A 26,847-nucleotide genomic window follows, 5' to 3' on the forward strand; every position below is an offset into this window, starting at 1 on the left:
CCTATGCGATCCCTTCGTGCAATCCCGTCATTCCCGCTTTCGCAGGAATGACGGGTATCGTGCACTTAGTGGTTGTCGCGCGGCAGGCCCATGGTCTGGGCGATGCGCTGGTACTTTTCCGAACCTTCCAGGATCGCACCGGTATCCATCTGGCCCACGAGGGCGCGCTGGATTTCCTGCCACGGGGTTTGCGAGGCCGGGTAGGGGTAGCCGCCCTTGGCTTCCAGATCGGCACGGCGCGCCGCCAGTTCCTCGTCCGAGATGAGCACGTCGACTGTGCCCTTCTTGAGGTCCATGCGCACGCGGTCGCCGGTCTGCAGCAGCGCGAGGCCGCCCATCGCAGCCGCTTCGGGCGAAGCGTTGAGGATCGAGGGGCTGCCCGAAGTGCCGGACTGGCGCCCGTCGCCGATGCAGGGAAGGGCGCTCACGCCTTCGGTGATGAGGTACGAAGGCGGACGCATGTTCACCACTTCCGCCGCGCCCGGATAGCCGATCGGGCCGGCGCCGCGCATGAACATCAGGGTTTCAGGCGTGATGCCCACCGAGGGATCGTCGATCCGGTGGTGGTAATCTTCGGGACCGTCGAACACCACGGCGGGGCCTTCGAAAGCCTCGGGATCGTTGGGGTTCGAGAGGTAACGCGCGCGGAACTCGTCCGAGATCACGCTGGTCTTCATGATCGCCGCGTCGAACAGGTTGCCCGACAGGACCAGGAAGCCCGCTTCCTCCACCAAGGGCTGGTCGAAGGTCTTGATGACCTTGTCGTCCTCGATGGTCGCATCGCGGCAGTTGTCGCCGATGGTCAGGCCGTTGACGGTCATCGCATCCTCGGCGATCAGCCCCTGGCCGATCAGCTGCGCCACCACGGCAGGCACGCCGCCCGCACGGTAGTAGTCCTCGCCCAGGTATTCACCGGCGGGCTGGAGGTTCACCAGCAGCGGGACCTTGTGTCCAAGGCGCTCCCAATCCTTGAGCGGCAGGTCGACGCCGATGTGACGGGCGATCGCCGCAAGGTGGATCGGCGCGTTGGTCGACCCGCCGATGGCGGCGTTGACGACGATGGCGTTGTGGAATGCATCCAGCGTCAGGATGTCCGAGGGCTTAAGGTCCTCGTGCACCATGTCGACGATGCGCTTGCCGGTGCGCCATGCGCATTCCTGGCGGTCACGGTAAGGCGCGGGGATCGCGGCGGAGGCGGGCAGCATCATGCCCAGTGCCTCGGCCAGCGAGTTCATCGTCGTTGCCGTGCCCATCGTGTTGCAATAGCCGGTCGAAGGCGCCGAGGACGCAACGAGCTTGATGAAGCCGTCCGCGTCCAGTTCGCCCGCCGCCATCATCTGGCGGCCCTTCCACACGATCGTACCCGAACCGGTACGCTCGCCCTTGTGCCAGCCGTTGAGCATCGGGCCGACCGACAGGGCGATCGCCGGGATGTTCACCGTGGCGGCTGCCATCAGCAGCGCCGGGGTAGTCTTGTCGCAACCGGTCGTCAGCACCACACCGTCGAGCGGGTAGCCGTAGATCGCCTCGACGAGCGCCAGGTAGGCCAGGTTGCGGTCGAGGCCAGCGGTGGGGCGCTTGCCGGTTTCCTGGATCGGGTGAACCGGGAATTCCAGCGCGATGCCGCCCTGTTCGCGTATGCCTTCGCGGATACGCTCAGCCAGCACCAGGTGGTGGCGGTTGCACGGCGACAAGTCGCTGCCGGTCTGGGCGATACCGATGATCGGCTTGCCCGAACGCAGTTCCTCAAGGCTGAGGCCGAAGTTCAGGTATCGCTCAAGATAGAGCGAGGTCATGTCGATATTGTCGGGATTATCGAACCAGGCGCGCGACCTCAGTTTCGGGGCCTGCGGCTTGGGTGTGGTCTTTTCGGTCATGGAGCGGTTTCGTTTCGTTCGATCAGCGAAGGATTGGCGATCAGCGTGCAGAAGTGCTGAGGCGGTAGATCATGACATGCCTGTAGGCCTTGCCGGGATCGACGCGGGTAGAGGGGAAGCTGGGCTGGTTAGGCGAGTCCGGGAACTTCTGCGGTTCCAGCGCGATGCCGTCGCCCATGCGGTAGAGGTGGCCCTGCTTGCCCAGGAACGTCCCGTCGAGGAAGTTGCCGGAGTAGAACTGCACGCCCGGCTCGGTCGTCAGCAGTTCCAGCACGCGGCCCGAGACCGGGTCTTCCAGCCTGGCGGCGAGTTCCGGCGTTTTGGTCTGGCCCTTGTCGAGCGCGAAGTTGTGGTCGAAACCGCGGCCGTAGAGGATCTGCTGGTCACGTCCGTCGCGGATGTCGCCGGCAAGCGCTTTGGGCTTGCGGAAATCGAAGGGGGTGCCTTCGACGGCGCGCAGTTCGCCGGTGGGGATCAGCTTCTCGTTCACCGGGGTGTAACGGCTGGCCGGGATCGTCAGCACGTTCTGCGTGGCGTCGCGGGGCGAGCCTTCGCCGGCCATGTTGAAGATGGCGTGGTTGGTCATGTTGAGCACGGTCGGCTTGTCGGTCGTCGCGTCGAACACGATCTGCAGGTTACCAGCCTCGTCCAGCGAGTAGGTGACCTTGGTTTTCACCGTGCCGGGGTAGCCCGAATCGCCATCAGGGCTGACGAGCGAGAACACCGCAGTCGCGACCTTGCCCGACTTGATCGATTCGAGCTTCCAGTTCTGGACGTCGAAACCCTTGCCGCCGCCGTGCAGCGACTGGCCGTGATCGTTCTGGAGCAGTTGGTAGGACTTGCCGTCCAGCGTGAACTTGCCGTCGGCGATGCGGTTGCCGTAACGGCCGATGGTCGCGCCCCAGAAGTTCGGGGTCTTCTCGAAAGAGGCGACATCGTCATAGGCGAGCAGGACGTCGGCGACCTTGCCGTCGCGGTCGGGCGCCATCAGCTTCCATAGCGTGGCGCCGTAAGTCAGGATCGTTGCCGAAACGCCGTTGGCGGCGGTCAGCGTAACCGCATCGACATGTGTGCCGTTGGCGAGCTTGCCCGCAGGGGCCTGCGACGCATCGGCGGCCATCGCCGGATTTGCAGCCAATGCGAGTGCCAGGACGGACGCTGTCGCCGTCAAGATACCTTTACCCGGATTCCTCATGCCCTAGATCCCGCCTCTCTTGTGTGGGTGTCGATTCTGTCAGATGCCTGGGTCGCTGACCATTGACGGCGTCGTTCAGCGCATATAGTCCGACAAATAGAAACAGTGCAAGCCGGTTTGCCACAAAGGTCCGGGTCGGTTCCGGTTTGAGGGATCGGTATTTGCTTTGAGAGGATAGTCATGCCCCCAGTGGTCTCATCCGGAGATACCCCCGTGGTTCACGATACGCCCCATGGCGTACGCTACGGCCCCGCGCTCACGCTGCTTGCCAGCCTGTTCTTCATGTGGGGGTTCATCACCGTAATCAACAACACGCTGCTGCCGCATCTGCGCAGTGTGTTCGACCTCAGCTACACCCAGACGACGCTGATCGAATCGGTGTGGTTCATCGCCTACTTCGTCGCCTCGATCCCCTCGGCAAAGCTGATCGAACGGGTCGGCTATCAAAAGTCGCTGGTCGTGGGCCTGCTCATCATGGCCGCCGGCGCGCTGGGCATGATGCTGGCTGCCAGCATTCCGTCCTACGGCGTAACGCTCGTGATGCTCTTCGTCATCGCCAGCGGCATCACCCTGCTTCAGGTCGCGGCCAACCCCTATGTCGCCGTCGTCGGTAACCCGGCCACCGCATCGTCTCGCCTCAACCTGGTGCAGGCGCTGAACTCAGCCGGCACCATGCTGGCTCCCCTGTTCGGTGCCTACCTGATCCTGGGCCGGTCCAAGAGCGGCACGTCCGCAGCCGGAACCGTCCTGACCGAAGCAGAGCGTATCGCCGACGCGCACTCGGTGATCCTGCCCTACGCGCTCGTCGCGGCGGTGCTGGTCATCCTCGCCGTGGTCATCGCCAAGTTCCCGCTGCCCGCCATGGGCTCGGCCGGATCGCGCGTCGCCAAGGCAGACCGCAAGAACCTGTCGCTGTGGAACCACCGCAACCTGGTGTTCGGCATCCCCGCGATCTTCATCTACCTGATCGCGGAAATCGGCGTCGCCAACCTCTTCGTGAACTTCGTCAGCCAGCCCGACATCGCCAACACCACGCACGAACAGGCCGGCAAGTATCTCGCCTTCCTGTGGGGCGGCATGATGGTCGGCCGCTTCGTCGGCTCCGCCGTCATGCAGCGCTTCGACGCGAGCAAGGTCCTCGCCCTGTTCTCCATCGGCGCCTTCATCGTGATGATGATCACCGTCTTCGCCCATGGCCCGATCGCCATGTGGTCGCTGATCCTCGTCGGGCTGTTCCACTCGATCATGTTCCCCACGATCTTCACGCTGGGCATCAAGGGCCTTGGCCCGCTCACCGAAGAAGGCTCGGGCCTGCTGGTCATGGCCATTGCCGGCGGCGCGCTGGTGATCGTCCAGGGCTGGATCGCCGACAACTACGGCCTTCAGACCTCGTTCCTGCTGACCGCCGCATGCGAACTCTACGTGCTGTTCTATGCACTGTGGGGGAGCAAGGTAACCCATGCGGAAGCCGACCCGAAAGTCGTTTTCGAATAACGGTTTTCAGACGAAACAAGATAGCCTCGGAGATCAGTCTCCGGGGCTTTTTTGTGTTTGGAGGGGAGGGAGGGAAGACCTGGGGCCATCGCCCCAGACCCCGGGAATGTCGTCGTCGCGCCTAGCAGCCGCGTTGCGCTTTGGTTCGGGGGCAGTCGCGGCGAAGCCGCCTTCTCATTCAAAGGCCGCGCATGTCGCATCGCTCGGGAACGAACACAGCCTGCGGCGCGGCGAGGACCATCTACGCGGTCATGCTCCGCGTGACCTTACAATAGGCGCGCAACGAAGCTGCACGCGCGACGACGACGGGAAAGGGGTCTGGGGCGATGGCCCCAGGCCTTCCCTTACTTCTCCACCATCGAGCTTTTGGTATCTTCAAGCGCCAGATCGACCAGCACGTTCATCGCCTCTGCGGCGCCTCCGGCATCACCGGCGGCAATCGCATCGTACACGCGCACGTGATCGGGGATCGGATTTCGTGGCAGGGCGCGGGCGCGTTGTTTGAACTGGGTGGTCCAGTTCACCGCTGCACCGATCGAGGCGCTCAGGACCAGAAGTGCGTCGTTGCGGGTGGCCTGGAGGATGGCTTTGTGAAAGTCGCGGTCTGCTGCGCGGCCTGCCTCGGTGGTGAGGGTGTGGCGGCGCATGGCGGTGAGCGCGTCTTTCATCGTCTTGAGGTCTGCCTTGTCGCGGCGCTGGGCGGCGAGGCGGGCGGCGGCGGGTTCGACGATGGCGCGCAGTTCGAACAGGCTGCGCACGAATTCGATGTCGGGTTCACCGGCGAAGGCCCAGCCCAGCACTTCGGGGTCGAGCAGGTTCCAGCGGTCGCGCGGGAGGACGCGGGTGCCGGCCTTGGGGCGGCTTGCGACGAGGCCCTTGGCGGTGAGCACCTGTATCGCTTCACGGTAGGCGCTGCGCGAGACCTGCAGTTCCTCGGCGAAGGCGACTTCGCCGGAAAGAATGTCGCCCGGGGCATATTTGCCTGACAAGATGGCCGTACCCAGCTTGTGTGCGATGGCGCCGTGCAGCCGTCTTCCGGGCCCACGGGCTTCGTCACCGGGTTTGGCGCTGGCGTCTTCATTCATAAAATCGGCTTCTGGCACTGCTATAGGCTCCTCGAGCGGCGAAACTAACAGTCCTTCTTGCCAGAAGGAACGACAAACATTGCGTTTCGCCTCCGCTCCTAATATGTCGGAGTAAATAGGGAGACCCCGAATGACTGAATTTCGTTCCATCGTCGCTGCAACCGGCGAGCCTCAGGGCGAGCCGCTTGCCGTCAGCACCCCCGCAGATGTCGCGGCGGCTTGCGCTGCCGCAGCTGCCGCATTCGACACCTACCGCGCGACCAGCCGCGAGGAGCGCGCGTCGTTCCTTGAGCGAATCGCTGACGAAATCCTCGCGATCGGCGATTCGCTGCTCGATGCCTACACGGCCGAGAGCGGTTTGCCGCGTGGTCGCAGCGAAGGCGAGCGTGGCCGTACCATGGGCCAGCTGCGCCTGTTCGCCGATGTCGTGCGCAAGGGCCAGTGGCAGCAGCTGCGCATCGATCCGGCTTTGCCGGAGCGTGCGCTTCCCCGTCCCGACCTGCGCCTGCGTATGATCCCGGTCGGCCCGGTTGCCGTGTTCGGCGCCTCGAACTTCCCGCTCGCCTTCTCGACCGCCGGCGGTGACACCGCATCGGCGCTGGCCGCTGGTTGCCCGGTTGTCGTCAAGGGCCACCCGGCGCACCCGATCACCGGCGGTCTGATCGCCGGCGCCATCGCCAAGGCCGTCAAGGATGCGGGCCTGCCGGAAGGCGTGTTCCAGCACCTCTCCGGCCCGTCGAACGAACTGGGCGCAGCGCTCGTGCAGGACCCGCGCATCGCGGCGGTCGGCTTCACCGGTTCGCGCGGCGGCGGTCTTGCCCTCGTCAAGCTGGCGCAGGCCCGCGAAGTGCCGATCCCGGTCTATGCCGAAATGTCGAGCATCAACCCCGTCCTGCTCCTGCCCGAGGCGCTGAAGGCGCGCGGCGAAGCGCTGGGCACGGCTTTCGTCGGTTCGCTGACGATGGGCGCAGGCCAGTTCTGCACCAACCCCGGCCTGCTGCTGGCGATCGAGGGTGAAGGTCTCGACGCTTTCGTCGCTGCTGCAAGCACTGGCGTTGGCGCTGCCAAGCCGCAGACCATGCTCACCACCGGCATCGCCGCCGCCTTTGCCAAGGGCGTCGAGACGCTGACCGCGCTGCCCGGCGTCGAAACGCTCGCCAAGGGTGAAGAGGGAAGCCGGACCACGGGCGGCGCCGTGCTGTTCCAGACCACCGCCGCTCAGTTCCTGGCCGACAAGGCCGCTGGCGACGAAGTCTTCGGTGCAGCCTCGATCCTCGTGCGCTGCAAGGACGAGGCCGAACTCGCTCTCCTCCTCGAAGGCCTCGAAGGCCAGTTGACCGCCACGATCCACATGGACGATGCGGACGAGGGCGCTGCTGCCCGTGTCCTGCCCGTGCTGGAGCGCAAGGTCGGCCGCATCCTGGTCAACGGCTGGCCAACCGGCGTCGAAGTGTGCCACGCGATGGTTCATGGCGGCCCGTTCCCGTCCACTACCGACCCGCGCACCACGTCGGTCGGCAGCCTTGCCATCGACCGTTTCCTGCGTCCGGTCAGCTACCAGAACCTCGCGCAGGGCCTGCTTCCGCCCGAACTGCGCGACGATGCTTTCGGTGACGGCGCCCCGCGCCTGATCGACGGTACGCTTACCCTCAACTGATCTTGCAACGATCCCCGCGGCGCGCCTCGTAAGAAGGTGCGCCGCGGCCGGGCCAAAAACTCTCTGGGAGAGACCCCATGACCTACCTTCGCCTGCTCCAGCACCGCGCCGCCGACGGCGCACGTTCCGTAATCCTGGCCGAGGGTGATGCCGCCCACGTCCTGCCGGGCGTCACTTCGATCCGCGAACTCGCGCTGCGCGCCATCGCTGACGGCGCGTCGCTGGCCGATGCCGCCAAGGCCTGTGGGCAAGGCGAAGTCATCGATATCGCCGCCGAATACGCGGCCGGCCGCCTGATCGCGCCGATCGACCATGAAGATCCCGCGCACCTGCTGATGACCGGCACCGGCCTTACGCACCTCGGTTCCGCCGAAGGCCGCGACAAGATGCATGCTGCTGCCATCTCGAACGAGCAGCAGACCGATTCCATGCGCATGTTCCTCGAAGGCCTTGAAGGCGGCAAGCCGGCAGCCGGCGAAGTCGGCCAGCAGCCCGAGTGGTTCTACAAGGGCGACGGCTCGCAGCTCGTCGGCCCGGGCGATACGCTGACCATGCCCGCGTTCTCGCAGGATGGCGGCGAGGAGCCGGAACTGGCGGGGATCTACCTCGTCGGCGACGACAGCACCGTCTACCGCCTCGGCCTCGCGCTCGCCAACGAGTTCTCGGACCACGTCACCGAGCGTCACAACTACCTGTGGCTGGCCCACTCCAAACTGCGTCAGGCCGCACTTGGCCCGGAACTGCTGATCGGCACCCCGCCCACCCACATCGAGGGCACCAGCAAGATCGTGCGTGCCGGCGAGACGATCTGGGAAAAGCCCTTCCTGTCGGGTGAGGGCAACATGTCGCACAGCTTCGACAACCTGGAGCATCACCACTTCAAGTACGACCTGTTCCGCCGCGCGGGCGATGTGCACGTCCACTTCTTCGGCACCGCCACGCTCTCGTTCAGCGATGCCGTGCAGACCGAGGAAGGCGACGTGTTCGAGATTTCGGCCGCGCCCTTCACGCTGCCGGTATCCAACCCGCTGGCGCGCGCCGAAGTTCAGGCCGCTACCGTCAAGGCGCTCTGATCGATGGACCCGATCCGGATCGCGGTGGTGGGCGTGGGCAAGATCGCCCGCGACCAGCACCTGCCGGCGATTGCCGGGAACAAGGCATTCAGCCTTGCCGCCACGGTCAGCCCGCATGACGCAGGCGTGGAGGGCGTGTCCCACCACAAGAGCCTTGACGAACTGATCGAAAACGGCCCGGCGGTCGATGCGGTGGCGCTCTGCACGCCGCCGCAGGTCCGCTACGACCTTGCGGTGCAGGCGCTGAACAAGGGGATGCATGTCTTCCTTGAAAAGCCGCCAGGGGCGACCCTGTCGGAGTGCGTCGCGCTGTCCAGCCGCGCCGAAAAGGTCGGCACGACGCTGTTCGCGGCCTGGCACTCGCGCTTTGCAGCGGGCGTTGCCCCGGCGCGCGCGTGGCTGGCCGAGCGCCGGATCGAGAGCGTGAAGATCGTTTGGCGCGAGGACGTGCGGGTATGGCATCCGGGTCAGGCATGGATCTGGGAGCCGGGCGGCCTTGGCGTGTTCGATCCGGGCATCAACGCCCTTTCGATCCTGACCCACATTCTGCCGCGCCCGGTCTTCCTGAAGACCGCGACGCTGGAAATCCCCGCCAACCGCGCCGCGCCGATCGCTGCCGACATCCAGTTTCGCGACACGGCAGGCGCCCCGATCCACATGGACCTCGACTGGCGCCAGACCGGTCCGCAGTCCTGGGACATCGTCGTCGAAACCGATGCGGGCACGCTGAAACTCTCCAACGGCGGCGCGGTGCTTACCCTGCCGACCGGCGCGGAGCATAGCGAGGACCTGGAGTATCCGGGCCTCTACGCCCGCTTTGCCAACCTCATCCGGGGCGGGCGCAGCGACGTCGATATCGCGCCCCTGCGCCTCGTTGCCGACGCATTCCTGCGCGGCAATCGCCAGACCGTCGAAGCATTCCACGATTGATTATCCCTGGGAGGGGACACAAAATGATGAAAGCATTTAGCGCCGCGACTTTAGCCTTGCTGCTGGGCGCCACCGCGCTCACCAGCACGGCCAATGCTGATACGGGCGGCCAGCCCACCACGGCGACGATCGAGGCGGACAAGCCCGGTCCGGTCTACCACAAGGAAATCTTCACCCAGTTCGCCGAGCATCTCGGCACGGGTATCTACGGCGGCCTGTGGGTCGGCAAGAACAGCAAGATTCCCAACACCAACGGCTTTCGCAACGACGTCGTCCAGGCCCTGCGCGACCTTTCGGTGCCGGTGATCCGCTGGCCGGGCGGTTGCTTCGCCGACGAGTACAACTGGCGTGAAGGCATCGGCCCGCAGAACAAGCGTCCGGTCAAGATCAACACTCACTGGGGCGGCGTCACCGAGCCGAACACCGTGGGCACGCACGAGTTCTTCGAGCTGATCCGCCAGGTCGGCGCAGAGGCCTATGTCGCGGGCAACGTCGGCAATGGCTCTCCGCGCGAGATGGCGGAGTGGGTGGAATACATGACCTCGCCCGCCGGCAGCCTTGCTGACGAGCGCGCGAAGAACGGCCACAAGGCGCCGTGGAAGGTCGAGTTCTTCGGCGTCGGCAACGAGCTGTGGGGCTGCGGCGGCAACATGCGTCCCGAATTCGCAGCGGACGAGACGCGCCGTTATGCCACCTTCATCAAGGCGCCCGCCGGCACCAAGATCCAGAAGATCGCCGCTGGCGCCAACGTCGACGACTACACCTGGACCGACACCATGATGCGTGTCGCTGCGGGCCAGCTCGACGGCGTTTCGCTGCACTACTACGTCCACCCCGCCGGCGGCTGGCCGCCGCGCGCACCTGCCGTCGCCTTCGATGAGCACGGCTGGGCCGATGCGCTGAACGGCGCGCGCAAGATGGACGAGCTGATCACCAAGCACAGCGCTATCATGGACAAGTACGACCCCGAAAAGCGGGTCTTCCTGGCCGTGGACGAATGGGGTTCGTGGTATGCGCAGGACGAGGGCACGCACCCCGGATTCCTGCGCCAGCAGAACACCTTGCGCGATGCGCTGATCGCCTCGATCCACCTCGACATCTTCGCCAAGCACGCCGACCGCGTGCGCATGAGCGCCATCGCGCAGATGGTAAATGTGCTTCAGGCGATGATCTTCGCGGACGGCGACAAGATGGTGCTGACGCCCACCTATCACGTCTTCGAAATGTACAAGCCGTGGCAGGATGCCACCGTGCTGCCGATCGAGATCAAGTCCCCCTGGTACGCCAAGGATGAGTTCACGATGCCGGCTGTGAGCGGCTCGGCGGTGAAGGCGAAGGACGGCAAGATCCACGTCGGCCTGTCGAACCTCGATCCCAACCAGCCGAACACGGTAACGATCAAGCTGGACGGCGTGAACGCTTCGGCGGTGACGGGGCGTATCCTGACGGCCTCGGCGATCAATTCGCACAACACCTTCGATGCGCCCGAAGTGGTCAAGCCTGCGGCCTTCACCGGCGCCAGCGTGCAGGGCGGCAACCTTGTCGTCACGCTGCCGGCCAAGTCGGTCGTCGTGCTCGAACTGAAATGAAGGGCTGGATTCTCGCTCTTGCCGCGCTGGGACTTCCCGGCGCGGCGCTTGCTCAGGCAGTGGGGGCCCAAGACGCTGGAAAGTCCCTGAACTCCCAGCTTTCCGGCGATCTCACCGTGCACGATCCGGTCATCATCCGCGAGGGTGACACCTATTTCGTGTTCAGCACCGTGGGCAAATATATCGGCATCAAGACCTCGAAGGACTTGAAGACCTGGACCGACGCGGGTTCGGTCTTTGCGCAGATGCCGGCGTGGACCAAGGAAGCCGTGCCCGGCACCGAAGGTATCTGGGCGCCCGACATTTCCTTCGTGAACGGCGAATACCGGCTCTATTATTCGGTCTCGACCTTCGGCTCGAACCGTTCCGCCATCGGCCTCGCCACCAGTCCTACGCTGGGCGCAAAGGCGAAGTGGAAGGATCAGGGCCTCGTCGTCATGTCCACGAAGGAGGACGATTTCAACGCGATCGACCCCAACTTCGTAGTCGATGCACAGGGCCGCCAGTGGCTGTCGCTGGGCAGTTTCTGGAGCGGCCTGAAGCTGTTCCCGCTCGATGCGAAGACCGGCAAGGTCACCCCCGGGGCCGAGCCTTATTCGATCGCGCGCCGCCTTGCCCCGGCAGGCGGACCGGCCCCGGTAGAGGCGCCGTTCATCATCCCGCATGGCGGCTGGTACTACCTGCTGGCGTCCTACGACTACTGCTGCAAGGGCGTGAACAGCACGTACTATACGGTAGTCGGCCGCGCGAAGAAGGTTACCGGACCGTACCTCGGCAAGGACGGCAGCGAGATGATGCAGGGCGGCGGTACGATCTTCCTGCGCGCCGATCTGCAGGAGCAGCAGCGCTTTCGCGGGCCGGGCCATGCCGGTGCCTTCACCGACAGGGACGGCACGACTTACGTCGTCTATCACGCCTACGACAAGCAGGCCGACGGTGCGCCGAAGTTGCGCATTGCACCGATCCGCTGGGAAGCGGACGGCTGGCCTACAGCGGAATACTGAACCCACCTGACGGCGCTCCGGCCGGGTTTCATACCCTGCCGGGGCGTCTTTTTTGGGTCGTACCCGAACGACACCTGAAGACACCTGACCGTACAAGAACACCGGAGAGGACGACATGACGATGCTTCTTTCGCGCCGCGCTTTTGCCGCCGCCACCTCGCTGCTTCCGCTCGCCTGCACGGCCCCCGGCAAGACCGCTTTGAGCACCCCGGCGGCCCCATCGGCCCCCGTACCCAGCAACCCGCTGGTGCGTCGGCGCGCCGACACGCAGATTTTCCTGCACACCGATGGCTGGTACTATCTGATGGGCTCCGTGCCCGAGTATGACCGCCTTGCCCTGCGCCGCGCAAAGACGCTGGCCGGCCTTGCCACCGCCGAGGAGCGGGTGCTGTGGCGCCATGAAGCAAGCGGTCCGATGTCGGGCTTCCTCTGGGCGCCCGAGCTGCATTTCGTCGATGGCCGCTGGATCGTCTATTTCGCAGCCGGCCCCAGCGGCGGCGGCGAGGACGTGTTCCGCATCCGCACTTTCGCCGTGGTCTGCGACGGACCTGATCCGATGACCGGCAACTGGTCCGTGCTCGGGCAGTTCAAGGCGCCGTGGGACAGCTTCAACCTCGACTCCACGATCTTCACTCACCGCGGCGTGCGCTACTTCTCGTGGGCGCAGCGCGAAGCAGGGATCGACACCAATTCCAACGTCTACATCGCGCCCATGAAGGATGCGCTGACCCTGGCGGCCGCGCCCGCGCGCCTGACGGTGCCGACGCTGGACTGGGAAGTGCGCGGGTACAAGGTCAACGAAGGGTCCGCCTTCATCGTCCACGATGGCCGGCTGTTCATGACCTACTCGGCGAGCGCCACCGATGCGCGGTACTGCATGGGCCTGCTGACCATCGACGAGAACGCAAACCTGATGGACCCGCGCGCCTGGACCAAATCGCAGGAGCCGGTCTTCGTCACATGTCGCGAAACTTCGGTTTACGGGCCGGGTCACAACAGCTTTACCGTCGACGAAAAGGGCAATCCCATCCTCGTCTACCACGGACGCGATTACGAGGCGATCGAAGGCGACCCGCTCTACAACCCGGATCGCCACACTCGCATCCAGCGCCTCTACTTCGACGCGGCGGGCAATCCCGACTTTGGCGTGCCAGTGGGCAACGGCCCGCTGCCCGAGCGTTTTGCACCGGCCGTCCGGCGCGGCGCCAACCTTGCGCATGAGGGAGATCGCCTGACCGTTGGCAATGCGCCCATCGCACAGACCCAGTTCCGCTCGCTGCCCGCTGCGGACGGAACGGTACAGCTATCCCCAATCCTGAAGCGCGATCATGTCCTCGTCGCCGCTGCCGACGGTTCGGTGACGCTTGCGTCTGCCGCTGCAACCGGCGCCGCACCAGGCGCCGATCGCTTCCGCCGTGAAGAAGGCAAGGGCGGCTCTGTCCGTTTCGTATCGCAGGCCTATGCGGGCAAGGCGCTTGCCCATTCCTCAGACAACGTGCGACTCGCAAGCGCTACCGATGCCGCCAGCGCATGGCTGCCGGGTTGAGCTGATAAATTCCTCGAAACCGCCCGGAACCTAGCGCTTCCGGTCGGTCCTGCGGCGGAATGGCCACACCCGCGACGGCTTTTTGAACGTGCCCATGCTTTTTCTCTTGCAACGAATTAGTCCGACTAATAACTAGTCCGAGTAATTGGAGGGGCATGGTATCGGCCAGCCCCAATGGGAGGGTTGAAACATGGCGCTCAAGCCATTCGCGTTCTGCACTGCATCGGTTTTCGCTCTGGCTCTGTCGGGCATCGCCCATGCGCAGGAAGCTGCGCCGCAGGACGCCGTCGGAGACGGCTCCGCATCGGCAGAAGACATCATCGTCACCGGTGTTCGCGCCTCGATCGTGGGCGCAATCAACGCCCGCAAGAACAACGTCCAGATCGTCGACTCGATCGTCGCCGAAGACGTGGGCAAGCTGCCTGACAACAACGTGGTCGAGGCGCTGCAGCGCGTTACCGGCATTCAGGTCACCGACCGCGCAGGCGGCGAAGCTGCGACGATCACGATCCGCGGCCTGACCGATCCGCTCACCACCCTGAACGGGCGCAACATCTTCACGGCGGCGGGCACTTCGTTCGCGCTGCAGGATATTTCGGCGAACCTCGTCAAGAAGATCGACGTCTACAAGACGCGCTCTGCCGACCAGATCGAGACCGGCCTTGCTGGCCAGATCGACGTGCAGACCCGCCGCCCGCTCGACTTCGACGGCTTCACGATTTCGGGCCTAGTGCGCGGTGTCTATTCCGAACTGGCCGACAAGGCGAACCCCAACGGCGCGCTGCTGGTCAGCGATCGCTGGGAAACCGGCATCGGCGACATCGGCTTCCTGGTGAATGCCAGCTACACCAAGGCCCAGTTCCGCAACCAGAACCTGCAGGCCGGCGCCATGGTGCCGTTCGCCACTGCCACTCCCCCGGCCGGAAGCGGGCTGACCCCGCTGCAGCGCATCTTCCCGGGCGACCGCAACCAGAACTGGACGCCGGGTCTCGATGCCGGCCTGCCTATCGCGCCCGGTTCCACGCTGAACATCAACGGCGTCGATACGCCGTACTACCTGTCGCGCGATGCGGTGATCGCCTCGGATCTTTATGGCGAGCGTAAGCGCCGCGCCGTGAATGCTGCACTGCAGTGGGCGCCGAATGACCGCTCGGTCTACACGGCAGAGGTCTTCTACACCGGCTTCCGCGGCAAGACCTTCAACAGCCTGAACTTCAGCTTTGTCGACTGGTGGGGCAACCTCGGTGACAACCCGGGTTCCACCTTTGAGCTGTATGACGGCACCAACATCATCAAGTCGCGTCAGGTCGGCGCCGTCGCCGGCTTCAACAGCGGCGACACCGCCACCAACAAGACCGACAGCTACGTCTACGCTTTCAACGCCAAGTGGGACGTGGGTGATCGCGGCAAGATCACAGCCGACGTCGCCTATCAGGACAGCAAGAACGAGACCTCGTTCTTCGCCATCCGCACCGATCGCGACCCGCTCGACATCAACGTCGATTTCAACGCCGGTGGCGGCCTGCCTTCCTACAGCTTCGGCAACCAGGGCGTCCTGACCGACGCTTCGGCATGGACCGTAGGCAACCTGTTCGACAGCGGCACCAAGAACACCGGCAGCGCGCTGACCGTGATGCTCGACGGCGAGCATGAGTGGGACGAAGGCTTCCTGCGCCGCATCAAGGCGGGCTTCCGCTACGACGACCGCAAGGCCGACAACTACGTGCGCGATCAGGGCGCAGGCGGTCTGGGCATCACCCTCGACCAGTTCAGCCAGGGCACTCCGTTCACCAACAGCGGCTTCTTCGATGGCCGTGCGGATATCCCGACCAGCTGGGTGCTGGCCGATCCGCGCAGCATGGACAGGGACGCGGTTCGCAGTCTGTACCGTGCGGGCGCTGCGGGTGCTGGCGGCCTGCTGCTGTCCGACCAGCTGACCTTTGGCCACGTTTTCGGCATCGGTGAAATCAACACCGCCGCCTACATCATGGCCGATGGCGAGATCGAACTGTTCGGACGGCCCCTGCAGGTGCAGGCAGGCGTGCGCTACGTGGCGATCGATACTGACTACGACTACTTCGATCGCGGCAATGGCTTTGCCCGCACCACCGTCTCGACCGGCTCGTCCAAGTGGCTGCCTTCGTTCACCGCGCGTTACGGTATCACCGACAACCTGCGCATTCGCTTCAACTACGGCGAGACGCTGCGCCGTCCGGCCTTCGGCGATCTGAACCCGAACGTCTCACTTACGGGCGATCTGTCGCGCATCGGTTTCGGTTCGGGCAGCGCGGGCAACGCCAACCTCAGCGCCACGCATTCGAAGAACATCGACGTTGCAGTTGAATGGTACTTCGAGCGCAACAGCGCGATCTACGCGACGGCCTTCCGCCGCGAGATCAGCGGTCTGGTCGTGCCGCTCACCGCACGGGAGATCATCCCGAACAACTATCTGCCGCGCAACGAGACCTATACCGAAATCTTCAACATCACCCGTCCGGTAAACGCTTCGGACGGCGTGCTGAAGGGTGTGGAACTGGGCCTGACCTACTTCCCGACGTATCTGCCCGGGCCGCTCAACGGTCTTGGCTTCACCGGCAGCGCGACGATCCTCGACTCCGAGCAGACCATTCCGGTCGTGGATACAAACGGCGCGATCACCGGCTCCACCAAGTCGGCGTTCTTCGGCGTGTCGAAGCTCTCGTACAATGCCACGCTTGCCTACGACAGCGGCCCGATCGGCGCCCGTTTGTCCTACGTGTGGCGCAAGGGCTTCCTCCAGAGCAACGAGGGCCGCTCCTTCGCGAACCCGATCGGCTTCTGGCGCGCGCCTGAAAAGAGCCTCGACCTGCAGCTGACGCTGAACGTCAACAAGGACATCGGCATCACCTTCGACGCGGTGAACCTCACCAAGGCGAAGCAGCAGAACTACTACAAGTTCGGCGATGTCGGTAACCCGCAGCAGTTCAACTCCAGCACGCTGCTGATCGACCGCACCTTCGCGGTGGGTGTACGCTTCAAGTTCGACTGATCGGGGCAAGCTGCGGCGTTATTGCCATTCCGCTGCAGCGCCCCACGGGCGGCCGTTCTTTCCGGGGTTCCTTCCTCTCCCAACACCCCCGGAGGGCCGGCCGCCCCACTTCCTGCCGCTCACCTGAAGGGGTAACGATGCGCGGAAAAATGCGGAAATTTCTTGCCGTCGCGGCGTTTCTTGCAACGGCGGCCAGTCCGCCCATTCCCGCGTCCGAAGCAGGCGCCGCAGCGGCAAAGCCCGCCGCGCTGGATATTACCGCCATCGCCAAGGCGCGATACGGCAACGATGCTGCCTGGTATGAAAGCCGCATCCCCTTCTTCGAATCCGCAGATACGAAGATCGATGCCGTCTATTATTACCGCTGGGGTCTGTTCCGCGCCCACCAGCGCGACCTTGGCGCGCAGGGTTACGTGACCACCGAATTCGCTGACGATGTCGACTGGCAGCGCGAACCTTACGCCAGCCTCAACGATGCCAGCGGTTTCCACATCGCCGAAGGACGCTGGCTGAACGACCGGCGCTTCGCCGCCGATTACGTCGATTTCATGTACGAAGGCGGTAACGACCGCCACTTCACCGATCACATGGCGGACTCGGTCTGGGGCCGATACCTTGTCGACGGCGACCGCGATGCGCTGCTCGCGCATATGAAGACGATGCGCCACATCTACCGCCTTTGGGACGAGAAGTTCGACTTCACCAAGGGCCTCTACTTCGTAGAGCCGCTGCTGGACGCGACCGAATATACCGTCTCCTCGATCGACGCATCGGGCGGCAAGGACGGCTTTCGGGGCGGGGATGCATTTCGGCCCTCGGTCAACAGCTACATGTTCGCCAATGCCCGCGCCCTCTCGCGCATGGCGGAAATGTCCGGCGACACGGCGATGGCGAAGGACTACGCCGCCCGTGCCGACGCGCTGCGCACCCGCGTTCTGGCGGACTTGTGGAACCCGGCGCTGGGCCACTTCACCGACCGCCACCAGACCACAAACGAACACGTCAAATACTGGGACCCGGTCCGCAACCGGGAACTGGTCGGCTACCTGCCGTGGATGTTCGACCTTGTCCCGGATGAGGCGAAGTATTCCAAGGCGTGGAACCACCTGCTCGATCCGCAGTCGCTTGCCGGCAAGGCCGGGATGCGCACGGTGGAGAAGAATTACGAATACTACATGCGCCAGTACCGGTATCTGGGCGATGCGCGCGAATGCCAGTGGAACGGCCCGATCTGGCCTTACCAGACCACGCAGGTGCTGACCGGCATGGCCAACCTGCTAGACCACTACGACGAGCGCGGCCCCGTTACCCGCAGCGACTGGATGCGTGAGCTGCGCCTTTACACCCAGATGCATTATCAGGGCAGAGGAGCGGATGAGCGGCTCGACCTGGAGGAGGATTACGATCCTGAGACCGGCAAGCCGATCGTCGGACTGGACCGCAGCCATCACTATTTTCACTCGGGCTACAACGACCTGATCCTGTCCGGCCTCGTCGGCATCCGCCCCCGCGCGGACGATGTGCTGGAAGTGAATCCGCTGCTCCCCGGCGCTGGTGATCCGCAGGCACTGGCTTGGTTCCGGGCCGAGCGCGTGCCCTATCACGGCCACGAAGTCTCTGTGACGTGGGATGTGGACGGCGCGCATTATGGCCGGGGGAAGGGGCTCGCTATCGAGGTGGACGGCCGTGAAGTCGCCCGCCGCGCCGATCTCGGGCGCCTCGAAGTAGCGGTCACGCGCAAGGCCAATGCGCCCATCGCGCGCGAGGAGAACCTTGCGGTACAACTGGTGCGCAGCGGGTTTCCCAAACCCAGCGCCTCGTCCGGCACTGACGCGGAGAAACTGCATGATGCCGTCGACGGCCGCGCGTGGTTCTACCCTGAACTGCCCAATGGCTGGGACTCGGCCGTTTCGCCCAAGCCGCAGTGGTATGCGCTCGACTTCGGCAAGACGGTCACGCTGGGCCGCGCCGAACTGGCCTTTTTCGCGGACGGCAAGCAGTTCGCGGCGCCGCGCAGTGTTACGGTGGAGGCATGGCGAGATGGACGCTGGAACAAGCTCGGTTCGCCGGCGGCGGTGCTCGCCAACGGTATCACCCAGGTCCGCTGGCCGGCGCTGGGCACCGACCGTATCCGCGTGACAATGACGCCGCAGCCGGGCCGGGCGATCCGATTGGCCGAACTGAAGGCTTTCGCGCGCTAAAAACTACGTCGCCCTCTCGAACGCGGGCCGCCATTCGTCACAAACCGAAACCCTTGCTGGCCGACCAGGCCAGCAAGGTAGCAAGCGCGGCGGCGATCACAAACGCAGCCGGGGAGGCACGCTTCATCTCACCCGATTCTGCGCCGAGCTTCGGGTCCCGGCCGGTCAGCATCGGCATGATCAGGTTGCGCTTGCGCACCACGAGATAGAAGGCGACAGCCAGAATATGCAGCGCAATCAGCGCGAGCAGGATATTGAAGCTGACCTCATGAATCTGCGCCGCCCCGCGTCCCTGCTGGAAAGTGACGAGGAAGGAGAGCGGGCCGGATTCCAGCCCGTCCACGTCGGTTGCGAAAAGCCCGGTGCCGACCTGAACGCACAATGCGAGCAACATGGCGATGACGCTGTAGCCGCCGATCGGGTTGTGGCCCGGTCGGGAGATGTCGCGGCCGCGCACGTAGCCGACAATTCGGGCCGGTGAGGCGAATAGCGCTGTGAGCCTGGCCGTGCTTGCGCCGATGAACCCCCAGACGATGCGAAATCCTAGCAGGCCAAACAGGGTGAGGCCGGACAGGTAGTGCCACTGCATCTCACGGTTTTCGGCGCTCCACCACGAGAACGCAAAAAGCAGCACGAGCAGCCAGTGAAACAGGCGAGTGGGCAAATCCCAGACCCGTGCGCCGGAAGCAGGTCTCACTTTGCGGCCTTGGCGGCGAACGAGTTGCATACCCCGGCGGCATTGACTGGCCCGCCAGACAGCATTTGGCAGGTCCCGCATCCCGGGCCTCCTGCGGTGAAGAAGGCGCATAGGCCGCAGCGCCGCGCGGGGTCTTTCGACATGTCGAGATAGCCCAGCGCGCGGCGGCGGCTTTTCTGCGTAAAGGGCAGCGTGGCGGGGTCATAGCAGACGGCGGATGCGTCTTGCGCCGATGCACGGGCGCCAGGCATTCCTGCGGCTGCGACCGCGGCGATCCCCAGTGCCCGGCCGACGAGTTCTCTGCGCGACAGCGTCACTTGGCGGACTTCGGTTTTGGGCTGCCGCTTTGGATCACCTCGAGCGAGTAGCCTTCCGGATCGTCGAGCAGCAGGATGCGGTGGCCTGTTGCAGCCTCCTGTACGGGCTGGTGTGCTATGCCGGCGCCGTCGAGGCGGGTCAGGAGTGCATCCATGTCGTCTACGCGCAGGATGATGCGCGCGAATGCGTCACCGTGGGAAAGGCGAGCTTTGGGATCCGCGGCGGAATCGTGAACGATGATAAGTCCGGCCTCGGTGGCATCCTGCGAGAAGCGCAGCATGTATTCCCGGCGGGTGCCGTGATCGAGCGTCATGCCGACCTTGAGCCCGAAGGCGGTTTCATAGAACGCCAATTGCTTGTCGACTGCCACCGAATTCAGCACTGTGCCGACCAGTCTGGTCGAACCCGCTGCCGCCTCACCGGCGCTGGCGGTTGCCGGCATGGACAGGACGGCGACCGATGCGAAGAGCTGGATCGCAGACTTCACGCGGCGATCTCCCCGATGGACTTGCTGGTCTCCATGCCGCCAGCGCCCCACTTGTCGACCGAGACGCCCATGACCTGCTGGAGCGTAAGGCCTACCCGGCTCACCGGCGTTCCCATGCCGTCGACGTATATGCCGGTCTTCAGGCGCCCGCCGGCGCTGCCCGCCGTCATCATCGGAATGTTGTCGATGGTGTGGAATTTGGCGAACTCGGTTTCCGAGTGGGCGAACACCAGCGTGTTGTCGAGCAGCGTGCGCGGGCCTTCCTGGACCTTGTCGAGAGCGCTGACGAAATATACCCAAGCCTCGAAGATACGATTGAGGAAGTAGGTCGCCTCAGGCTGGTAACCCAGCCGGTTGTCGAGAGCTTCCTCATGCGTCAGCTGATGGTGCGTGATCGTGCTGCCGATCCGGGTGAGGGACGAGGCACCGTTGTTGAACATCATGTTGAACACCCGCGTCTGGTCGCAGGCCAGCGCCATCACAAGCAGGTCGGTCATCAAAGCATGATTGGTGACGACGTTCTCGATTTCGGCGTTCACTGCGCGGTCCTGCACGGGCTTGGGCACCATGCACGCCTGAAGGGGCTCAGGCTTGGTCAGTTCCACCTCAAGCTGGTTCTCCAGCTGGCGAACCGAGGTGAAGTACTGATCTAGTTTTTGTTTGTCGGCCGCTCCGACCGCGCCGGAAAGGGCTTGCCGCTGCTCCGTGACTGCCGAGAGCACGCTGCGGCGGGCCATGACTTCAGGGTCGGGCGTGAAGGTGGCGCTGTTGGGATCCTTGAACCCAACGCCGAAGAGGCGTTGGTAGAGGCCGGCGGCGGAGCCTTCCGAAGGGTTGAGATTACCGCCGCCGCGTCCGCTCAGCGAGTTGCGCGGATCGCCGGATGCGGACGTCTCGAGGCTGCGAAACCGGGTCCGCGTTCCGATCTTGTCGCCGATGGTGACGTCGAAGCTCTCTCCCGGCAATCCGCCTTCGGCCGTCAGTGCCCGGCCGGTGCGGATCGCGGGCCCGCCAGACGTGTGGGGAAGGTTCGGCGCGCCGTCCAGCATGACGTTGAAATTGCCGAGAATGTTGATCTTGTGCGCATGGTCCCTGATGATCTCAAGCTCGGGCTTCAGGTCGTAACCCGGGCCTGCATTGTCAGGGAACCAGCGGGTCGGGTTGACGCCAAGCCCCCAGAACCAGGTGCCGAAACGCACCGGCACAGGAGCGCCGGTCGCCGCCATCGCCTCGCCATTGCCGTCGAGGAAGATGTCGAGCAGGGGGACGCCGACGGTGATAGCGGCGCCATTGAACATACCCTTGAGGGCGGTGCGCCGGGACAGGCCAAATGCCATGGGATTTTCCTCTCGTTAGCGCCGTGTCGCCACGATCGTGGCGCCGGCCTTCGGGTCTTGTGGGGGTAGTTCGTAGGATTGCGGCAGGGAGGCGATCGCCGCGATCAGGTTGCGCAGGCGATAGCCATCGGCTGCGAAGCGGCGTTCGAGCTGTTCGACAAGTTCGCCGTCCTCGCTTGGGCGGCCGGTGGCATATTCGAGCACCCGTGACGTCACGCACATGGTCGCGTCCTGGCTGCCTGCTATCGCCTTTCCGACCCCGTCCGCGCCCTCGAATGCGACACCGTCGAACGAGCCGCTGACATTGATCGGCGCTGCGTTCTCCTGCGTCCTGAAAGCGCCGATACCGTCGAACCGTTCGAGCGGAAGTCCGATCGGATCGGTGATCTTGTGGCAACCCGCGCACACCGGATCGGTGGTATGGGCATCAAGCCGGATGCGGGCCGTGGGCATGGCCTTGTTGCCCGTGTCCTGAACCGCGGTGAAGTTGACGTTGCCCGGCGGATTGGGAACGGGCTGGCACAACAGAAGCTCGCGGATGGCGCGCCCGCGCAAGGTCGGAGAACTGCGGCCAGAGTGGGAATACATGGCGAGGAAACCGGCAAGTCCCAGCAGTCCCGAACGGTCGGAATTAGCCGAGAATTCGTAAGGCACCCACCCCTGCGATTGTCCGATCGGGACCTTGTAGAGCGCCCCGAGCGGGCGATTGATCCATGTCTTGCGGGTGGTGAACAACTCTCGGTAATCGCCGTCGCCATCCAGAAGCTGTGTGGAAATGGTGCGCAGCATCTGTTCGGGAAGGGCCTGCAGCACACCCTGATTGAAGTAGGGATAGATCACCGGATCCTTGGCCAATTCGTCGAACTTCTCGAACAGCAGCATGTCGGAGAAGAATGCGCGCAGCCCTTGCTCGAAACGCGGGGATGCCACCATTTTGGCCACGATCCCGTTGAGTTGCCCCTGATCGCTAAGCTTACCCGTCGCGGCGGCATCGAGCAGGTTGGCGTTCGGTGTGGAGTTCCAGAGCATGAAGCTCAGGCGCGCCGCCCGCGAGGTGCCGTCCAGGCGCATGGCGCCCGCCTTGTGCGGATCTGCCTCGGCCGTTTCCACGACATAGAGGAACCAAGGGGAAACAAGCATCGACCCCAATGCCAGTTGCAGTCCCTTGTTGAAGGACTTCGTCGCGCCCGCTCCTTCGCCGGCGATGCGGACGTAAAGCGCCTGCTCCTGTTCGGTCAGCGGACGTCGGAACAGCAGGCGCCCAAGCGGAGCTAGGGCACGCCGCGCGCAGTCGGAATCGGGAGCAGCCGGATCAGCCGGAGCGCAGGGCGTGAACTGGTCGCGGTGGCTCTCGTCGAAGACCTGCCGGGCGATGTCCCGCGCCATGATGTCGAGCTGCTCGAGGCCGGAAGGCGAGATGGCCGCGCTGCGTGCTCCGCTGGTGATCAGCTGGTGGGCGGGGCGAACGATTGGTTCGAAGCGGCCGGCAACGCGGATGTCGCTGCCGAAAATGTCGGCGATCGTGTTGCGATACTGCGCCTCTGTCAGCCGCCGCATGCCGACGACATGCGGGCCCTGTAGGAGGGTCTGCGACTGGTCCGGCTCGGCATGGGCCGAGAACGATGGCGAGATCGCGCCGGAATGCCAGACCACGCCGACAAGGGTTGCGGCAGCGATGCCAAGAGGGACCATCCGGAAAAGGCTCATCGCGAAGGGCTCCTTGCGGCCAGGGAAGGAACGTCGTTGACGAAGGCGCGGACGGCGTAGATGTCCATGGCGCTGGATACGCCGCTGCATTTGCCGGTCTTCGGGTCCCGGATTCCATCCGCGTACTTGTGCAAGGTCGCCAGCAACCCGGCGCAGTCGATACCCGCCGCCAGCGCCGCGCCGGCGCCGCCGATCGCGGGGCTCTGGATCACGTCGAAGACGGGGCGATACCCGCCCACCAGCCCGCGAACCGATCCGTCGGACTGGAACGTCAGTCGCAGCTTGGCACCGCGCAGGTCGTAGGCGGTCCTCGCCCCTCGAATGTCGCGGGCGCCGCCCTGGCCCCAGGTCTGGGTGAGCTTGATGTCCTGGGCGGCAGTGGTCAGCACGCCATTGTCGATGCGTCCGCGCAGGACATTGCGGTGGCGCGGTGCCTTGTCCGAAATGGTGAAGCTGTAGTCGGGCAGGAAATTGCCGTGGTTGTCCAGTTGCGGCCGGTCGGGCGTATTGCCGTAAATCACTTCCACGTCGTCGTCGTGCTGCAGGCTATCGACGCCGCGAAGGAGGATCACCTGCGTCCATTCGCCTGAGGCATGGAACTGGCGCATGCCGGTGAGCTGGTCGCCGCCGATGCCGTCCTTGCCGCGCCATTCGAGCGTGCAACCCATGACCCGGTATTCCTGGTTGTCGATCCCGGTCCGGCCATCGGGAGCCGCAAATTCCTGATGGCTGCAGCTCTCGCCCGGCGCATCGCCGTCAAGATCGAGGCCGCGAGCATGGCTGCTCTGCAATGTCTGCAGGACCGGGCGATCGAACTGGTCGGGCTGGGAGCAGATGTTCGTCCCGTTCGAACCGAACACTGTCGCCTGCCAGCGTTTGGTCAGCTCGGGCTCGTTCTCCTTGCGCTCGAGCCGAGTCCGCTCGTCAGGGGAGAGAGTCGCCAGGTAGGCCTCGCGCATCTTGGGCGTTGTGCCGACCGGGCACGCATCGTTGCCTTGGATCACCGGGGGCACGAAGTCCTGCACGACGAAACCCATGATGCCGTTGGCAGGGGCATCCGGAAGCTGGTTCGGCAAGGCCTCGGCCTCAGCGGGACCTTGTAGCGCAAGGACACCCACCGTCCCGGCGCTCGCAATCAGGAGAATAAGGGCAGCCCCGCACAGTAGCGGCGTTCGTCCCGGTTTGCGGTTGTACATGGTCTTTTCCCGAATTTTCATGGCCGCAGGACCTTGGCCCCGGCCGGTACGGCATGGGGATCCGCTTCCGTGCTCACGAAAACGCGTTTGCCCTTGATGGTCCACGCCGGGCGGTCGCCATCGAGAGTGATCTTCCAGTCTTTCAGGCCATTGCCGGCCATCGGTGCGGGCAGTGGCTGCCAGGTGCAGTTGGCAGCGCACTTGCCGGTGAAGAGAACGTGACCGTCCTTGTCGGTCAGTGCGTAGGCGTCTTCGAAGAAGGCGGCGGCAACCGTGCCCGGCGCCTCGATTACCGGGGGATGGGGCACGAATTTGAGGGTATTCCACGTCATGTTATCTGCGCCGTCGAGCGCGGTGGAAGCAGCGCTGCCGCTGCGCCGCGTGAAGACGAGATGCCAGCCTTTGTAGACCCACTGAGGGCCCTGTGCGCCCGCGATCACCGTCCAGTCCGGCGCCTTGCGCGGATCGAGGGTGTCGCCCGCGCCCTCGGCTTTTTCGAAGCCGGAGGGATAGCGAATATTCGGCGTACTTGCGGCAGGAGCCAGCAGCGGAGCCCAGTTGCCTTGGCATTCCTGCGTGCAGTATTTCGCGGGATCAGGAGCCCAGCGCAGCACCGTGCGCATGTCCATGCCGTAGAGCACGCGTCCTTTCGCATCGGCATAGACCCGCCCTTCGCCAGACTTCAGCACGCGAACGCCGGGAGGCAAGGGGCTTCCGTCGGCAGGGGCGATGGGGAAATCCGCCGGTTGAGCGGCGGCCGACGTTGCGGCGAGCATGGCAAGAACGGACGCTGCCATCGCGGGAAGGAGATAGTTCGCCATCTCAGCTGTCCGGCGCGCGGAAGTTGTCGTGGCACCCCTTGCACGTAGCGCCCAGCTTCTGCGCACCGGCGCGGATCGCTGCAACGTCCTTGCTCGTGACTGCAAGCTGGAAATTATCCGCAGCTTTGGCGAAGGCGTCCTGAGCGCCCTTGAACTTGGCAGGCTGGGTCCAGATTTCCTGCTTCGCACGTGTCTTCGCGCCAGGCTGGAGCCCTGATCCGGCCGGGAACCATTCGTATTGCCCGCGCGAGGCGTTGCGGATCTGACGGGCCGATTGCGCGATGAGGACCGTCTGTACCTCACCGCCGCGAAGTCCGTCGTTCACCGCTTTGAACGCCGAGCCTAGCTCTCGGTAGTTCGCAATACGGGATCTGATCGTATCGGCAGGAGCGGCCAGCAGGGGTGTCCCGGCCGCTGCCATCGCCAGAACCAAAGTGCCAAGGCGCCATGGGGCTTGCATCTGAATCTCCCGTGTCTTGTTTTCTTATGGGTAGAGCATCGATTCAAAATTTGAACCAGAAAATGTACTTTGCGTATATTTAAATGATTTTCCGAGAGCCATCCGGCCGAGAAGGGGCGATCGTTCCGTGCTTTCAGCCTGCCGCTTCGGCGGCGGATTGGGGTTGTCCGAGCGCTTCGCTGTCATCGATTCGAGAACCTCGGGCGCGATCCTTGATCGCCACGAAATCGCTCTCGTACTTCTTGCGCATGGTGCCGCACAGGCGGTCCCAAACCGTCGTGTATCCGCCGAAATTCCCGGTAAAATACCGATGATGCTGGTCATGGAACGTCGCGCTGATGAACCATTTTGTGGCCCACGAACGGTTCCACCAGCGGGGGAGGAACTCGTAGCCCGAATGGACATAGAGACCCATGAAGATGTTGGTCGGCAGGATCAGGGCCATCGTCGCGCCGTGAACGGTGAAGGCGGCCAAGAACAGCGGCACGAAGCCGCCGTTGATGATTGATTCCAGCGGGTTGACCGACAGCGTTGTCAGCAGGTTCGGCGAGGTCGACTTGTGGTGCAGTTTATGGACCCAACTGTAGACCGGCTCCTTGTGCATCCAACGGTGCAGCCAATAGAAGTAAGTGTCGAAAAGGACGAAATACAGTCCGTACTCAAGTGCGATCACCCACCACTGGGCCGGGGCATCGTTGAACGTGATCCAGCCGTGGCTTTTCAGCCATGCGCTCGCCATGCCAATGATTTTGCCCGATATCATGAGCGTCACGACCGCGATCAGGGCCTCGTTCCGGAATATCTTCCATTTGAAGCCGCGAGGCTGGATCTTGCGCGCCTTGAAGAAGCCCGAGGCGATCCCGGCGACGATGCCCGTCACCACGAATGCCGCAAGCCAAAGATTCAGCGCCTGCTCGCCGTCGATAAGACCCTTGAACATGCTATGCCTCAGGCAAGGACGAGCGCAAAAGCGAGTACGTGGACGAGGAGGGCAAGCGGGGTGGCTATCGCCAGTTGCCGGATAGCAAGAGTGTTCATGTGGGTTTCTCCATGAGTGAGCCCGCTCGGCGGTCTCGGTGTGAAGGCCAGATGGCATCTTGCGATTGGCCGGCAACTGCTATTACGTTACGAAGGACGAGCGCGTC

Annotated in this window: 21 protein-coding genes; 9 read left to right on the forward strand and 12 right to left on the reverse strand. The window is 64.3% G+C overall.

Annotation, left to right across the window (positions count from 1 at the left end):
- Positions 1-65: 65 nt before the first annotated feature.
- Both TQ38_RS22635 and TQ38_RS22640 read right to left on the reverse strand, forming a co-directional pair.
- Positions 66-1,877, reverse strand: a complete 1,812-nt coding sequence (locus TQ38_RS22635; protein WP_043978363.1) for an IlvD/Edd family dehydratase — start codon at positions 1,875-1,877, stop codon at positions 66-68.
- A gap of 40 nt (positions 1,878-1,917) precedes the next feature.
- On the reverse strand, positions 1,918-3,072 hold the full coding sequence (locus tag TQ38_RS22640) for an aldose epimerase family protein (protein ID WP_043978358.1): 1,155 nt from the start codon (positions 3,070-3,072) through the stop codon (positions 1,918-1,920).
- Between the two features lie 180 nt (positions 3,073-3,252).
- Here TQ38_RS22640 and TQ38_RS22645 point away from each other — a divergent pair, with 180 nt between their 5' ends.
- Complete coding sequence (locus TQ38_RS22645) at positions 3,253-4,566, forward strand: sugar MFS transporter (RefSeq protein ID WP_043978357.1); 1,314 nt, start codon at positions 3,253-3,255, stop codon at positions 4,564-4,566.
- Between the two features lie 344 nt (positions 4,567-4,910).
- Here the strand turns inward: TQ38_RS22645 and TQ38_RS22650 are convergent, their stop codons facing one another.
- A complete protein-coding gene (locus tag TQ38_RS22650; protein WP_043978353.1) occupies positions 4,911-5,651 on the reverse strand; it encodes a FadR/GntR family transcriptional regulator in 741 nt (246 codons plus the stop codon).
- A gap of 130 nt (positions 5,652-5,781) precedes the next feature.
- Here TQ38_RS22650 and TQ38_RS22655 point away from each other — a divergent pair, with 130 nt between their 5' ends.
- The 8 genes from TQ38_RS22655 (at position 5,782) to TQ38_RS22690 (ending at position 18,679) form a co-directional block, all read left to right on the forward strand.
- Positions 5,782-7,308, forward strand: coding sequence for an aldehyde dehydrogenase (NADP(+)) (locus tag TQ38_RS22655; RefSeq protein ID WP_043978352.1), 1,527 nt, complete (start codon positions 5,782-5,784; stop codon positions 7,306-7,308).
- A gap of 77 nt (positions 7,309-7,385) precedes the next feature.
- Positions 7,386-8,381 (forward strand): AraD1 family protein, encoded by a 996-nt coding sequence (araD1, locus tag TQ38_RS22660; protein ID WP_043978350.1) that lies wholly within the window; start codon positions 7,386-7,388, stop codon positions 8,379-8,381.
- Between the two features lie 3 nt (positions 8,382-8,384).
- Positions 8,385-9,311, forward strand: a complete 927-nt coding sequence (locus tag TQ38_RS22665) for a Gfo/Idh/MocA family protein (RefSeq protein WP_043978348.1) — start codon at positions 8,385-8,387, stop codon at positions 9,309-9,311.
- A gap of 23 nt (positions 9,312-9,334) precedes the next feature.
- Complete coding sequence (locus tag TQ38_RS22670; protein ID WP_043978347.1) at positions 9,335-10,900, forward strand: alpha-N-arabinofuranosidase; 1,566 nt, start codon at positions 9,335-9,337, stop codon at positions 10,898-10,900.
- Entirely contained in the window at positions 10,897-11,904 is a 1,008-nt protein-coding gene (locus tag TQ38_RS22675; protein ID WP_043978346.1) for an arabinan endo-1,5-alpha-L-arabinosidase, read from the forward strand. The genes TQ38_RS22670 and TQ38_RS22675 overlap by 4 nt, the downstream gene beginning before the upstream one ends.
- Before the next feature lie 115 nt (positions 11,905-12,019).
- Positions 12,020-13,450, forward strand: a complete 1,431-nt coding sequence (locus TQ38_RS22680; protein WP_043978343.1) for a family 43 glycosylhydrolase — start codon at positions 12,020-12,022, stop codon at positions 13,448-13,450.
- A 190-nt stretch (positions 13,451-13,640) separates the two neighbouring features.
- Positions 13,641-16,478: a TonB-dependent receptor gene (locus tag TQ38_RS22685; protein ID WP_043978341.1), complete on the forward strand. Its 2,838-nt coding sequence runs from the start codon at positions 13,641-13,643 to the stop codon at positions 16,476-16,478.
- Between the two features lie 137 nt (positions 16,479-16,615).
- The gene (locus tag TQ38_RS22690; protein WP_082057874.1) at positions 16,616-18,679 is read left to right on the forward strand and encodes a glycosyl hydrolase family 65 protein; all 2,064 of its coding nucleotides are present in this window, start codon (positions 16,616-16,618) and stop codon (positions 18,677-18,679) included.
- A 37-nt stretch (positions 18,680-18,716) separates the two neighbouring features.
- Here the strand turns inward: TQ38_RS22690 and TQ38_RS22695 are convergent, their stop codons facing one another.
- The 9 genes from TQ38_RS22695 to TQ38_RS22735 form a co-directional block, all read right to left on the reverse strand.
- On the reverse strand, positions 18,717-19,343 hold the full coding sequence (locus TQ38_RS22695) for a cytochrome b/b6 domain-containing protein (RefSeq protein ID WP_240198057.1): 627 nt from the start codon (positions 19,341-19,343) through the stop codon (positions 18,717-18,719).
- Between the two features lie 29 nt (positions 19,344-19,372).
- The gene (locus tag TQ38_RS22700; RefSeq protein WP_043978337.1) at positions 19,373-19,693 is read right to left on the reverse strand and encodes a high-potential iron-sulfur protein; all 321 of its coding nucleotides are present in this window, start codon (positions 19,691-19,693) and stop codon (positions 19,373-19,375) included.
- The gene (locus TQ38_RS22705; protein ID WP_043978335.1) at positions 19,690-20,181 is read right to left on the reverse strand and encodes a VOC family protein; all 492 of its coding nucleotides are present in this window, start codon (positions 20,179-20,181) and stop codon (positions 19,690-19,692) included. The genes TQ38_RS22700 and TQ38_RS22705 overlap by 4 nt, the downstream gene beginning before the upstream one ends.
- Positions 20,178-21,518: a DUF1552 domain-containing protein gene (locus TQ38_RS22710; RefSeq protein ID WP_043978332.1), complete on the reverse strand. Its 1,341-nt coding sequence runs from the start codon at positions 21,516-21,518 to the stop codon at positions 20,178-20,180. The genes TQ38_RS22705 and TQ38_RS22710 overlap by 4 nt, the downstream gene beginning before the upstream one ends.
- A 15-nt stretch (positions 21,519-21,533) precedes the next feature.
- The gene (locus tag TQ38_RS22715) at positions 21,534-23,225 is read right to left on the reverse strand and encodes a DUF1588 domain-containing protein (protein ID WP_113942035.1); all 1,692 of its coding nucleotides are present in this window, start codon (positions 23,223-23,225) and stop codon (positions 21,534-21,536) included.
- Positions 23,222-24,442, reverse strand: coding sequence for a hypothetical protein (locus tag TQ38_RS22720; protein WP_240198058.1), 1,221 nt, complete (start codon positions 24,440-24,442; stop codon positions 23,222-23,224). Before TQ38_RS22720 ends, TQ38_RS22715 begins: the two co-directional genes overlap by 4 nt.
- Positions 24,439-25,242, reverse strand: coding sequence for a hypothetical protein (locus TQ38_RS22725; RefSeq protein WP_052505911.1), 804 nt, complete (start codon positions 25,240-25,242; stop codon positions 24,439-24,441). Before TQ38_RS22725 ends, TQ38_RS22720 begins: the two co-directional genes overlap by 4 nt.
- Before the next feature lies 1 nt (position 25,243).
- On the reverse strand, positions 25,244-25,702 hold the full coding sequence (locus TQ38_RS22730; protein ID WP_043978329.1) for a cytochrome c: 459 nt from the start codon (positions 25,700-25,702) through the stop codon (positions 25,244-25,246).
- 133 nt (positions 25,703-25,835) lie between these two features.
- Positions 25,836-26,642: a sterol desaturase family protein gene (locus tag TQ38_RS22735; protein ID WP_043978327.1), complete on the reverse strand. Its 807-nt coding sequence runs from the start codon at positions 26,640-26,642 to the stop codon at positions 25,836-25,838.
- Positions 26,643-26,847: the final 205 nt, after the last annotated feature.

This window comes from Novosphingobium sp. P6W (assembly GCF_000876675.2).
Taxonomy (GTDB): domain Bacteria; phylum Pseudomonadota; class Alphaproteobacteria; order Sphingomonadales; family Sphingomonadaceae; genus Novosphingobium.